At 72.2% G+C, this 12,168-nt stretch carries 13 protein-coding genes; 8 read left to right on the top strand and 5 right to left on the bottom strand.

Features of this window, described 5'->3' with window-relative positions:
* Positions 1 to 68 precede the first annotated feature (68 nt).
* Positions 69 to 1,418, top strand: coding sequence for an FAD-dependent oxidoreductase (locus J4709_RS32435; RefSeq protein ID WP_208246418.1), 1,350 nt, complete (start codon positions 69 to 71; stop codon positions 1,416 to 1,418).
* An 85-nt stretch (positions 1,419 to 1,503) separates the two neighbouring features.
* Positions 1,504 to 1,869 carry a hypothetical protein gene (locus J4709_RS32430; RefSeq protein ID WP_208246416.1) on the top strand — a complete coding sequence of 122 codons (366 nt, stop codon included), beginning with the start codon at positions 1,504 to 1,506 and terminating at the stop codon, positions 1,867 to 1,869.
* Between the two features lie 27 nt (positions 1,870 to 1,896).
* Here the strand turns inward: J4709_RS32430 and dxs are convergent, their stop codons facing one another.
* Positions 1,897 to 3,807, bottom strand: coding sequence for a 1-deoxy-D-xylulose-5-phosphate synthase (dxs, locus tag J4709_RS32425; RefSeq protein WP_208246414.1), 1,911 nt, complete (start codon positions 3,805 to 3,807; stop codon positions 1,897 to 1,899).
* Positions 3,808 to 3,955: 148 nt separating this feature from the next.
* Between dxs and idi the strand changes: the two genes are divergently transcribed.
* The 5 genes from idi to J4709_RS32400 all read left to right on the top strand — a co-directional run bounded on the left by idi (position 3,956) and on the right by J4709_RS32400 (position 8,597).
* Positions 3,956 to 4,534 (top strand): isopentenyl-diphosphate Delta-isomerase, encoded by a 579-nt coding sequence (idi, locus tag J4709_RS32420; RefSeq protein WP_208246412.1) that lies wholly within the window; start codon positions 3,956 to 3,958, stop codon positions 4,532 to 4,534.
* 176 nt (positions 4,535 to 4,710) lie between these two features.
* Positions 4,711 to 6,018, top strand: a complete 1,308-nt coding sequence (locus tag J4709_RS32415) for an ABC transporter substrate-binding protein (RefSeq protein WP_232384366.1) — start codon at positions 4,711 to 4,713, stop codon at positions 6,016 to 6,018.
* Positions 6,015 to 6,935, top strand: a complete 921-nt coding sequence (locus tag J4709_RS32410; protein ID WP_307801732.1) for a carbohydrate ABC transporter permease — start codon at positions 6,015 to 6,017, stop codon at positions 6,933 to 6,935. Before J4709_RS32415 ends, J4709_RS32410 begins: the two co-directional genes overlap by 4 nt.
* On the top strand, positions 6,932 to 7,798 hold the full coding sequence (locus J4709_RS32405) for a carbohydrate ABC transporter permease (protein ID WP_208246410.1): 867 nt from the start codon (positions 6,932 to 6,934) through the stop codon (positions 7,796 to 7,798). The genes J4709_RS32410 and J4709_RS32405 overlap by 4 nt, the downstream gene beginning before the upstream one ends.
* A 352-nt stretch (positions 7,799 to 8,150) precedes the next feature.
* Entirely contained in the window at positions 8,151 to 8,597 is a 447-nt protein-coding gene (locus J4709_RS32400) for an ASCH domain-containing protein (protein ID WP_208246408.1), read from the top strand.
* On the opposite strand, the gene mug is transcribed toward J4709_RS32400, so the two are convergent.
* Genes mug through J4709_RS32385 form a run of 3 tightly spaced genes read right to left on the bottom strand, consistent with a single transcriptional unit; the run spans position 8,548 to position 10,850 of the window.
* Entirely contained in the window at positions 8,548 to 9,147 is a 600-nt protein-coding gene (mug, locus tag J4709_RS32395) for a G/U mismatch-specific DNA glycosylase (RefSeq protein WP_208246406.1), read from the bottom strand. The two genes, J4709_RS32400 and mug, sit on opposite strands and share 50 nt — an antisense overlap.
* Positions 9,147 to 9,866, bottom strand: a complete 720-nt coding sequence (locus tag J4709_RS32390; protein ID WP_208246404.1) for a sulfite exporter TauE/SafE family protein — start codon at positions 9,864 to 9,866, stop codon at positions 9,147 to 9,149. Before J4709_RS32390 ends, mug begins: the two co-directional genes overlap by 1 nt.
* A 45-nt stretch (positions 9,867 to 9,911) precedes the next feature.
* Positions 9,912 to 10,850 (bottom strand): aldo/keto reductase, encoded by a 939-nt coding sequence (locus J4709_RS32385; RefSeq protein ID WP_208246402.1) that lies wholly within the window; start codon positions 10,848 to 10,850, stop codon positions 9,912 to 9,914.
* Positions 10,851 to 10,924: 74 nt separating this feature from the next.
* On the opposite strand from J4709_RS32385, the gene J4709_RS32380 reads away from it, so the two are divergent.
* Entirely contained in the window at positions 10,925 to 11,545 is a 621-nt protein-coding gene (locus tag J4709_RS32380; RefSeq protein WP_208246400.1) for a LysE family translocator, read from the top strand.
* Positions 11,546 to 11,551: 6 nt separating this feature from the next.
* On the opposite strand, the gene J4709_RS32375 is transcribed toward J4709_RS32380, so the two are convergent.
* Complete coding sequence (locus J4709_RS32375; protein WP_208246398.1) at positions 11,552 to 12,157, bottom strand: TetR/AcrR family transcriptional regulator; 606 nt, start codon at positions 12,155 to 12,157, stop codon at positions 11,552 to 11,554.
* Positions 12,158 to 12,168 lie beyond the last annotated feature (11 nt).

Below are 12,168 nucleotides of genomic sequence, written 5' to 3'. Positions count from 1 at the left end.
CGGTCCGAGGGGTTCTCGTGACCGGTGTCACGGTGTTCTTTTGGCGTGCGGGTCGGCACAATACGCGCATGGCTACCCCTGTGCTCGTCGCGGTGATCGGCTCCGGGCCCGCCGGCATCTACGCCGCCGAGGCCCTCGTGAAGCAGACCGGCGGGAACGTCCGGGTGGACGTGTTCGACCGGCTGCCGACCCCGTACGGCCTGGTCCGCTACGGCGTCGCGCCGGACCACACGTCGATCAAGTCGATCGCCAAGTACCTGCAGCGGGTCCTGGAGGACCCCGCGGTGCGCTTCTTCGGCTGCGTCGAGCTCGGCCGCGACGTCACCCGCGCCGACCTGCTCGACTGCTACGACGCCGTCATCTACTCCACCGGCGCGATGGTCGACCGGCAGATGCGGATCCCCGGCGAGGACCTGCCCGGCAGCATCGCCGCCACCGACTTCGTCAACTGGTACTGCGGGCACCCCGACGCCGCCGGCCACGCCTTCGACCTGACGGTCGAGGAGGCCGCCGTCATCGGCGTCGGCAACGTCGCCGTCGACGTCGTGCGGATCCTCGCCAAGACGGCGGAGGAGCTGCGCGCCACCGACGTCCCCGAGCAGGTCATCGACGCGCTGAGCAAGAGCCGGGTGAAGCGCGTCCACATGATCGGGCGGCGCGGCCCCGCGCAGGCGAAGTTCACCACCAAGGAGGCCCGCGAGCTCGGCGAGCTGGACAACGCCAGCATCCACGTCAGCCCCGAGGACATGGACCTCGACCCCGCCAGCGCGGAGCTCGCCGAGAGCGACCGGCACGTGCGCGGCAACATCAAGGTGCTGAACGGCTGGACGGGCGAGCCCGCCGCCGGGCGCACCCGGCACATCGACGTCCGGTTCTGGCGTGCCCCCGCCGAGATCCTCGGCACCGACCGCGTCGAGGGCCTGCGGCTGGAGAAGACCGCGCTGGACGAGTCGGGCCGCGTCACCGGGACCGGCGAGTTCGAGACGCTGCCGGTCGGGCTGGTGCTGCGCTCGGTCGGCTACCAGAGCGTCCCGCTGGAGGGCGTCCCGTTCGACGAGAAGTCCTTCACCGTGCCGAACGACGGCGGCCGCATCCTCGCCGCGGACGGCTCCCCCGTCCCCCGCGAGTACGTCGCCGGCTGGATCAAGCGCGGCCCGTCCGGGGTCGTCGGCACCAACAAGTCCGACGCGGCGGAGACGGTCCGTAACCTCCTGGCGGACCTGGAGGGCACCGACACGGCGCCCAAGCGCACCATCGAGGAGCTGCTGGAGGCGCGCGGGCTGCCCGTCGTCACCTACGCCGGCTGGCTCAACCTCGACGCCGCCGAGATCGCCCTCGCCCGCAGCCTCGACCGCGGCGAACGCGTCAAGCTCGCCGGCTGGGAGGCGATGCGGGCCGCCTGCCGCGGGACGGAGTAGCCGCCGCCCGGCCGGGGCCCCGCGGCGCAAGAACCCGCTGGGAAACTAGTGACGAAAGCGTGCACGGAGCGCTACCGTGCGGGCTGTGACCGTCGGTCCAGAACTGTACGGGTTCCCCCCGCCCGAGACGGTGCCAGACCTCAGGTGGCTCGGACCCGACTACGTCTCCGTACTCGTGTACGACCTGACGCAGGGACTGCTGCGCCAGGACCCGCGCACGTCCGTGATGGGCGTGCGGTGCGAGGGCGAGCCCCGGCTCGCCCCGTCCGTCGACCCGGCAGGCGTCATCCGCGCGCACGACGCCTGCTTCCCGCTCCAGGTCTACGTGCAGGACGGCGCGGGGCGGCCGTGGCGGCTGCGCGGCCGGTGGACCTACTCCGGCCGCGAGCTCGGCACCCGCGCCGCGTCCATCCAGCACTTCTGGCAGCTGCTGTCCGCCGAGGGCATCTGACCCCCGGCGGAGCGCTCCGGGGGGCGGTCAGTCGGAGGTGGCGGGCTCGTGCGCGTCGGACGCGGTGACGCGGGCGACCGCCTCGGTGATGTCGCGGGCCAGGTCCTGCGGGGTGAGGCCGCAGTCGGCGAGGATGAGGTCGCGCTTGGCGTGGTCCAGGAACTCCTGCGGGATGCCGAAGGTGCGGACCGGGACGTCGACGCCCTCGTCGCGCAGCAGCCGGGCCACGGCGTCGCCGACCGCGCCGACGCGGCCGTTGTCCTCGACCACGGCGACCATGCTGTGCGCGGCGGCCGCGGCCGGCAGGGCCGGGTCGAGCGGCTTGACGAAGCGCGGGTCGACGACGGTGGCGCCGATGCCCTGCGCGGCGAGGCGCTCGCCGACCTCGACCGCGGGCGTCGCCATCGCGCCGACGGCGACGATGAGCACGTCCGCGCCGTTGGCGCCCTCGTGGCGGGCCAGCACGTCCATCGCGCCGATCCGGTCGACCGCGTCCAGGTCGGCGGCCACCGCGCCCTTCGGGAAGCGCAGCGCGGTCGGGGCGTCGGAGACCGCCAGGCACTCGCGCAGCAGCTCGGCGACGCGGGCGCCGTCGCGCGGGACGGCGATCCGCATGCCGGGCACGAGCTGGAGCAGCGACAGGTCCCACATGCCGTTGTGGGACGGCCCGTCGTCGCCGGTGACGCCGGCCCGGTCGAGGACGAACGTGACGCCCTGGCCGTGCAGCGCGACGTCCATCAGCACCTGGTCGAACGCCCGGTTCAGGAATGTGGCGTAGACCGCGACGACCGGGTGCAGGCCGCCGAGGGCGAGCCCGGCGGCGGACGTCACCGCGTGCTGCTCGGCGATGCCGACGTCGTAGATGCGGTCGGGGTAGGCGGCGGCGAACTCGGCCAGCCCGACCGGGTGCAGCATCGCGGCGGTGATCCCCACCACGTCGCGGCGCTCCCGGCCGATCTCGACCATCTCCTCGCTGAACACGTTGGTCCAGATGCGGCCCTTGGGCTTCTGCACCCCGGTCTCGCGGTCGTACGGGCCCGGCGAGTGGAACTGCTCCTCCTCGTCGTTCTCCGCGGGCGAGTAGCCGTGCCCCTTGCGGGTGATGCAGTGCACGATCACCGGCCCGCCGAACGCGTGCGCCTTGCGCAGCGCGTGCTCGACGGCCTGCTCGTCGTGGCCGTCGATGGGGCCGATGTACTTCAGGCCGAGGTCCTCGAACATGGCCTGCGGCTGCAGGATGTCCTTGAGGCCCTTCTTGATGCCGTGCAGCGCCTCGTAGGCGACGTTCCCGACGACGGGCGCCCGTGGAACGGTCCGCTTGACGAGGTCGAGGGCCTGCTCGTAGGTCGGGGTGACGCGCAGGGCGGCCAGATGGCTCGCCAGCCCGCCGATCGTCGGCGAGTAGGACCGGCCGTTGTCGTTGACGACGATGATGACCTTGCGGTCCTTGCCGTCGGCGATGTTGTTGAGGGCCTCCCAGCACATGCCGCCGGTGAGCGCGCCGTCGCCGACGACGGGCACGACCACCCGGTCGCCCTCGCCGCGCAGCTCGAACGCCTTGGCCAGCCCGTCGGCGTAGGACAGCGCGGTGGAGGCGTGCGAGTTCTCGATCACGTCGTGCTCGGACTCGGCCCGGCTCGGGTAGCCGGAGATGCCGCCGCGCCGCTTGAGCAGCGCGAAGTCGTGCCGGCCGGTGAGCAGCTTGTGCACGTAGGACTGGTGCCCGGTGTCCCACAGGATCTTGTCGCGGGGCGAGTCGAAGACCCGGTGCAGCGCGATGGTCAGCTCGACCACGCCGAGGTTGGGGCCGAGGTGCCCGCCGGTCTTGGCGACCGCGTCGATCAGGAACTCGCGGATCTCGTCCGCGAGGCTCGACAGCTGCGCGGCGTCCAGTCGTTTGAGGTCGTCGGGACCCTTGATCGACTCCAGCAGGCTCACGCGTGTCAACTCCTCCGTCGGGGACCGGTTCCCCTGGCTCGGGCCGTTCCGAGTTTAATCCCGGTTCGCCCGCGACGCGCCGGAGGGGACCTGCCTCCGGGGTGTGAAACGACTGACCCCGCAGGTGCCGATGGGGTAGGAAAAGAGCATGGCCGTCGAAGAGATCGTACTGCTCAACGCGGATGACGAGGCGGTCGGAACCGCCCCCAAGGCCGCGAGCCACCATAGGGACACGCCGTACCACCTGGCTTTTTCCTGCTATGTGGTGGACACGGAGGGTCGCGTTCTGATCACTCGCCGCGCCCTGTCGAAGCGCACGTTCCCGGGCGTCTGGACGGGCAGCTGCTGCGGGCACCCCGGCCCCGGCGAGGGGCTGCGCGACGCGGTGCTGCGGCGATTGCAGGACGAGCTGGGCATCTCCGGCGTGTCCCTGACATCCGTCCTGCCGGCGTTCCAGTACCGGGCGGTCGCCGAGGACGGCACGCTCGAGAACGAGCGCTGCCCGGTGGTGCGCGCCGGCGTCCCGGCGGGCACGTCCGTCCGCCGCAACCCCGACGAGGTCGAGGACGCCGAGTGGTGGACGTGGCGGCAGTGCCTCGACCTCGCCGGGCGGCCGGAGTCCTCGCCGTGGTACCGGCTGCAGCTCGCCGAGCTGGCGCCGCTGGGCCCGCCGCTCGACTGGCCGGACGCCGGCTCCGCGACACTTCCGCCGGCCCTCACCTGGTAGCCGCCGGGAGCGCACCTGGAACACGTGAATAGAGCCGTTCCTCAGGGGCCGGACGCGCGATGCGCGTCCGGCCCCTGGCCGGTAACCGAGTGATCACTTTTCCGTCCCCGGTGTTGACCCGCTCACACTCCCGAACGGACGCTTGCTTAACCCGGGGGTTACCGAAGGGACGGACGATGCTAGGACGTGCTCCCCGGCACCGCTGGACGGCGTTCACGGCCGTCGCGATGACCGGTGCCCTCGCCTTGTCGGCGTGCGGCGGGAATGGCAGCAAGGGCAACAACGACAAGTCCCAGGTCGAGGTCTTCTCGTGGTGGACCGGTCCAGGCGAGGCCGACGGACTGGCCGCGCTGAAGGCCGATTTCGAGAAGAAGAATCCCGGCACGAAGTTCGTCAACGCCGCGATCGCCGGTGGTTCCGGCACGCAGGCGCAGGCGGTGCTGGCCAGCCGGCTGCAGAACCGCAAGCCGCCGGACTCCTTCCAGGGCCACGCGGGCGCGGAACTGCTCGACTACATCAAGGCCGGGCAGATCGAGCCGCTGGACTCCTTCTACGACCAGAACAACCTGAAGTCGGTCTACCCGCAGCAACTCCTGCAGCAGATCAGCTATAAGGGCCACATCTATTCGGTGCCGGTCGACATCCACCGGTCGAACATGCTCTGGTACAACCCGAAGATCCTCAAGGACGCGGGGATATCGGACGCACCGAAATCGATCCCCGAGTTCATCGCCGATCTGAAGGCCGTCAAGCAGAAGACGAAGAACGTCCCGCTGTCGCTCGGCGCGCAGTGGACGGCGGACCACCTGCTGGAGAACGTCCTTCTCGGCGACCTCGGCACCGACGCCTACAACGCGCTGTGGAAGCCGGGCGCCGACTGGAGCTCCCCGGCGATGACGAAGGCGCTGAACGACTACGCCGAGATCATCAAGTACACGACGGTCGAGGCCGCGTCCACCGACTGGCAGGGCGCCGCGAAGGCCGTCGTGGACGGCAAGGCCGCGTTCAACATCATGGGCGACTGGGCGTACGGGTACTTCGTGAACCCGGCCCCCAACGGCCTCGGCAAGAAGCTCGACACCGACTTCAAGTACGCGCCGACGCCCGGCACCGACGGCACCTACCTGTGGCTGTCGGACAGCTTCACGCTGCCGAAGGGCGCCCCGCACCGCGCCGGCGCGCTGGCCTGGCTGAAGGAGGTGTCCAGCCGGGAGGGCCAGGACCTGTTCAACCCGAAGAAGGGCTCCGTCCCCGCCCGTAAGGACGCCGACAAGAGCCTCTACAGCACCGGCTACCTGAAGTACGCGTTCGAGCAGTGGAACAACCCGGCCACCAAGCTCGCCGGATCGTTCTGGCACGGCGTCAACGCCAGCAAGAAGCAGCACACCGACATCGACACCGCGGTGGGCCTGTTCCTGCAGAGCAAGGACGTCGGGAAGCTGCAGTCCCAGCTCGTCGCCGCCGCGAAGAACAGCGGTCAGTGACGGGAGGGGCCAAGGGACGCCGCTGGAACCTGCGCCGCAGCAGGAGGTGGCTGCCGGGTCTGCTGCTGGTCTCGCCGTCCATCGTGGCGATCGGCCTGTTCGTGTACGGGCTGATCTTCTGGAACACGAGGGTCGCGGTGAGCGGCAAGCACGACGAGGTGTCGCCGTACGGGTTCGACAAGGGCAAGAACTTCGTCGACCTGTGGCACGAGCCGAGCTGGCCGGGCGCGGTGAAGCACGCGCTGCTGTTCACGGCCGTGTTCGTGCTCGGCGCGCTCCTGCTCGGCGCGTTCCTGGCGTTCCTGATGGACAAGGGGATCCGGGGCGAGGCGTCCTTCCGGGTCGTCTACCTGTTCCCGATGGCGGTGTCGTTCATCGCCAGCGGCGTGGTGTGGCGGTGGCTGATGAACCCGGCGCCGCCGCAGCGCGCCGTCGGGTTCAACCAGCTGTTCGACAAGCTGCACCTGAGCGGGCTGGCGAACGACTGGTGGCAGGACCCGCACTGGGGGATGGCCGCGATGGCGCTCCCCGCGATCTGGCAGATGTCCGGCTACGTCATGGCGCTGTACCTCGCCGGGTTCCGCAGCGTCCCGGAGGAGCTGCGCGAGGCCGCACGCGTCGACGGCGCGTCCGAGTGGAAGGTGTACCGGTACGTGGTCTTCCCGCAGCTGCGCCCGGTGACGCTGTCGGCGCTGATCATCCTCGGGCACATCTCGCTGAAGGTGTTCGACCTGATCATGGCGATCGCCGGCAAGCAGATCATCACCTACGTCCCGGCCATCGCGACGTACGTGGAGATCTTCGACCGGCACGACCCCGCGAACGGCGCGACCATCGCCACCTACCTGCTGCTCGCGGTGGCGCTGCTGGTGATCCCCTACCTGGTGTGGTCGGTGCGGTCGGAGCGGACCCGATGACCGCGGCGAGCACGGCCCGGCCCCCCGCGGGCGCGGGCGCCGCGGCCCGGACGCTGCGGATCGCCCGGCCGGTGGTCCTGCTGGCGTTCGTGATCCTGTTCCTCATCCCGGTGTACGTCCTGGTCGTGACGAGCTTCAAGCCGCTGCAGGAGGCCGACCCGAGCAGCGCCTGGAACCTGCCGCACCACTGGAGCACCTCCGGGTGGAGCTCGGCGTGGAACGCCCTCAAGCCGGGCCTGGAGAACAGCGTCAAGATCGCGGTGTCGGGCTCGCTGATCTCGGCGGCGCTCGGCTCGCTCAACGGGTACGTGCTGTCGAAATGGCGCTTCCCCGGCTCCGACGCCGTCTTCACGCTGTTCCTGTTCGGGATGTTCATCCCGTACCAGGCGGTCATGATCCCGCTGGCCGGGCTGCTGACGAACATGGGCCTGGTCGGGACGATCCGTGGGCTGGTCCTCGCGCACGTCGTCTACGGCCTGCCGATCTGCACGCTGATCTTCCGGAACTACTACGTGACGATCCCGGACGAGCTGATCGAGGCGGCCCGGGTCGACGGCGCGGGCATCATCCGCACGTACCGGTCGATCATCGTGCCGGTGTCGGGGCCCGCGTTCGCGGTCACGGTGATCTGGCAGTTCACCTCGATGTGGAACGACTTCCTGTTCGCGGTGTTCCTCGGCGCGCCCGACAGCTGGCCGGTCACGGTGATGCTGAACAACACCGCCGGGTCCGGCGCGACGGCCGTCCAGTACAACCAGCAGATGGCCGAGGCGCTGCTGGCGTCGCTGCCGACGCTGCTGGTGTACCTGCTGCTCGGGCGGTTCTTCATGCGCGGGCTGATGGCGGGCGCCCTCAAGGGGTGACCCGCGGTCGGACGGGGCGCCCCGGCGGTCGGGCCGGGGCGCCCTTCCGCCGTGCCCGCGCATCGCCGTGCCCGCGCATCGCCGTGCCGTGTCCGCGCTCTGCCGTGCCGTGCCCCCGCGCCGTCTCCGGGTTTCCCCGGGACCGCCTCCCGCGTCCCGCCGGCCCGTCAACCTCACACCGTCCTCGGGCGTCACACAGGTGATCGAAGGGGATCGGACGGCCTCTCGCCTCCCGCATTGGCAATCGGGCGGAGATGCGCCTAGCCTCTCGGGCATCATCGCGCGGCGACCCGGCGGCGAGCGTCCCGCCGGCCCCGCGCGATCACGGTTCGGGCCGACAGGAGGTGACCGCGTGCAGGCGCTGAGCGTTCAGCAGCCATGGGCGTTCGCGATCGCGCGTGGCGGGAAGACCGTCTCGAACGAGAGCCTGCCGACCGGCTACCGCGGCCCGCTCCTCGTCCACGCGTCCATGCGCGTCGACCTGAAGGCGTGCGACTCGCCGCTCGTGCAGGCGGCCGGCTGGGACCCGCGCGACCCGCTCGCCACCATCGGCGCCATCATCGCCGTCGCCGAGCTCGACGGGGTCTGCTCCGCGGCCGTGCGCGGCGGCTCGTGCGACTGCGGGCCGTGGGCGGCCCCGGCGGCGCACCACTGGCACCTCGGCGGCGTCCGCGCCCTGCCGCGCCCGATCGTGGCGCTCGGCCGCAGCCCGGGGCTGTGGGAGCCGAAGCCGTCGCTCGTCGGCGAGATCAGCACGATGTTCGCGGCGACCGCCGCGCTCGACCACTCGTCGTCCTGACGGCGCCGGCGGCCTCGCGGAGCCGGGCGAACTCGGCGGCGAGGCGGTCGGGCTGCCAGCTCGCGTTGAGCCCGCTCGGGTTCGGCAGGATCCACAGCCGCGCGGGGCCGAACGTCTCGTCCTGCGGGCCGATCTCCGCGCCGGGGCGGCCGAACGCGGTGCGGTAGGCGGTGACGCCGCAGACGGCGAGGTAGGCGGGGCGGTGCCGCTCGACGAGCGCGGTGAGGCGGCGCCCGCCCTCGCGCAGCTCCTCGCCGGTCAGCTCGTCGGCGCGGGCGGTGGCGCGCGGCGCGAGGTTGGTGATGCCGAGGCCGTAGCCGGGCAGCAGGTCCTGCTCGGACGGGTGGAGCAGCCGGTCGGTGAAGCCGGAGCGGTGCAGCGCGGGCCAGAAGCGGTTGCCGGGGCGGGCGAAGTGGTGGCCGGTCGCGGCGGAGTACAGGCCCGGGTTGATGCCGCTGAACAGGACCCGCAGCGGCTCGCCGTCCGCCGGCAGGACGTCGGGGATCAGGCGGTCGCGGGCGGCCTCGAGGTCGGCCTTGGTGGGGCGCATCAGATCAGGTTACGGACGATCAGGACGGTCGCGGACGTGCCGACGACGATGAGCAGCGCGAGGCGCAGGCGCCCGGCGTCCAGGTAGCGGCGCAGCGGGCCGGCGGCGAAGAAGCCGGCGTAGACGAACGGGAGCAGCGCGAGCCCGGCGGTGACCTGCCGGACGGGCAGCCGTCCGGCGGCGGTGAGGGTGCCGAGCGACAGCAGCGCGCCGACGATGAAGAACAGCGCGAGGGTGGCGCGGACGCGGGGGCCGCTCTCGCGCTGGTAGAGCAGCGCCATCGGGGGTCCGCCGATGCCGGAGGCGGTGCCGGTGGTGCCGGAGATGACGCCGGCGACGGCGAGGGTGCGGGGGTTGCGCGGCACCTCGCGCGTCCAGGTGGTGACGGCGAGCGCGGCGAGGACGACGGCGCCGATGGCGACGCCGAGGACGCGGCCGGGGGCGGCCGCCACCAGCCAGGCGCCGATCGGGGTGCCGGCGAGCCGGCCGCCGAACGCCCAGCCGAGGCCGCGCAGCTCGGCGTGCCGGATCTCCTGGACGAGGGTCGCGACCGGCAGGGCGAGCGCGATGACGAGGATCGCGCCGGGCATCAGGGACGGGAACAGCATCGTGACGATCGGGGTGGCGACGAGGCCGACGCCGAGGCCGACGCTGCCCTGCACGATGGCGCCGAGCAGCGCGGCCAGGCCGCCGATCAGCAGGAACTCGGGTGGAGGCACGCCATGGAACGGTACATCCCGACTTTTCCGACCTGCGACCGGATATCAGGCGGACGCGTCGGTGAGCGCCTGTAGCTGCGCGTCGGTGAGCGTCGTGCCGGCCACCTGGAGGAGCGGCTGGAGCTGCTCCAGCGTGCGGGCGCTCGCGATCGGCGCGGCGACGGTCGGCTGCGCGGCGAGCCAAGCCAGCACCACCGTCGCGACGGGCGCGCCCTGCTCCTCGGCAACGAGGTCGAGTGCGGCCAGCACCTTTCGCCCGCGCTCGGTCTTCAGGTACTCCCCCGCCCGTCCGGCGCGCACGCTGTCCACCTCGGATCCCGGACGGTACTTGCCGGTCAGGAAGCCCGACGCCAGGCCGTAGTACGGGGCACAGGCCAGCCCGTACCTCTCGGCGAGGTCGCGGCGCGGCCCCTCGTAGGTGTCGCGGGACACCAGGTTGTAGTGCGGCTGGATCGCGACGTACCGGGCCGTGCCCTCACGCTCGCTGAACTCCAGCGAAGCCTGCAACCGGTCGGGCTCGATGTTGGACACCGCGATCTCGCGGACCTTGCCCGCCCGCACCAGCTCGTCGAGCGTCCCCATGATCTCCTCGACGGGGACGGACGGGTCGTCGAAGTGCGTGTAGTACAGGTCGATGCGGTCGCTCTGCAGCCGCCGCAGCGAGTCGTCGGCGGCGGCGCGGATGTTCGCGGGCGCGAGGCCGCGCCGGTCGGGGTGCCGCCCGACCTTCGTGGCGACCACCACCTCGTCGCGGTTGCGGCGGCTCCGCATCCACTCGCCGATGATCGTCTCGGACTCGCCGCCCACGTTGCCCGGCGCAGACGCCGTGTAGGAGTCGGCGGTGTCGACGAAGTTCCCGCCGGCCGCCGCGTAGGCGTCGAGGATCTCGAAGGACAGGTCGCGGTCCGCCGTCCAGCCGAACACGTTGCCGCCGAGCGACAGCGGGTGGACGTCCAGGCCGCCGATCTTCTTGGTGTCGGTCATGCTCCGATCCAATCAAAGGGTGCCCGGACCGCCGTTCCCGCGGCGCGCGGGAACATTCCTGGCAGAATGTCCGAATGCTCGCCGCTTGTCTTGCCTTCGCCGCGGTGGCGGCCGTCGTCACCGTCACCCCCGGCCTGGACACGATGCTCGTCGTCCGCACCACCGTGACCGCCGGGCGCCGCACCGGCTACCTCGCCGCGGCCGGCGTCGCGTCCGGCTGCCTGACGTGGGCGGTGGCGAGCGCCGCGGGGCTGACCGCGCTGCTCGCCGCGTCCCGGCTCGCCTTCGACGTGCTGCGCGTCGCGGGCGCCTGCTACCTGTTCTGGCTCGGCGCGCAGGCGCTGTGGCGGGCCCGCCGCGCGCCGGACGAGCGCGCCGCCGAGCCGGAGGCGCCGGTCTCCGGGCTCGCGGCGTTCCGCACCGGGTTCGGCACCAACCTGCTGAACCCGAAGATCGGCGTGTTCTACATGAGCCTGCTGCCGCAGTTCGTCCCGCACGGCGCGCCGGTGTTCCGGACGAGCATGGCGTTCGCGGGGATCCACACCGCCGAGGGTCTGCTGTGGTTCGGGTTCGTGGTGGGCGCCGCGGGCGCGGCCCGCCGCGCGCTCGCGCGCCCGGCCGTGAAGCGGCGCCTCCAGCAGCTCACCGGCCTCGCCTTCATCGGCTTCGGCCTGCGCCTCGTCACCGACCGCTGAGCGGCGTCACTCCCCGCCGGTGAGGCGGGCGGCCGCCTGGTCGGACAGGGCCCGGGCCAGCTCGGCGGCGTGCGCGTCGCCGAGCGGCTGGTGCTCGACGAGGATGCGGTACCAGAGCACGCCGTAGACCTGGTCGACCATCAGGGCGAGGTCGGCCTCGGGCGCGATCTCGCCGCGGTCGCGCGCCCGCTCCAGCAGCCCGGCCAGGACGTTGCGGCGCGTCTCGGCGAACGCCCGCATGTGCTCGCGCGCGTGCGGGTCGCGCTGCGCCTCGGCCATCGCGTTGCGCAGGACGGACGCGGTGAGCCGCTGGCCGGCGCCGCGAAACGTCGCGGTCAGGAACGCCTCCAGGTCGCCGCGGAGCGTGCCGGTGTCGGGCACCGGGATGTCGGTGCCCGCGCGCTCGGCCATCGCCTGCAGCAGCACCGCGCCCTTGGACGGCCACCAGCGGTAGATCGTCTGCTTCCCGACGCCCGCCGCGGCGGCGAGCGTGTCGATCGTGACGGGGGTGCCGTCGTCGCGCGCGAGCAGGTCGACGGCGACGTCGAGGATCGCGCGCCGCGCGGCCTCGTTGCGGCGCCGCCCGGTGTGGGGCCGTCGGCTGTCACTCATGGCACCACCCT

It is taken from the genome of Actinomadura violacea, assembly GCF_017573465.1.
GTDB lineage: Bacteria > Actinomycetota > Actinomycetes > Streptosporangiales > Streptosporangiaceae > Spirillospora > Spirillospora violacea.
This window is presented reverse-complemented; position numbering and strand designations above follow the sequence as displayed.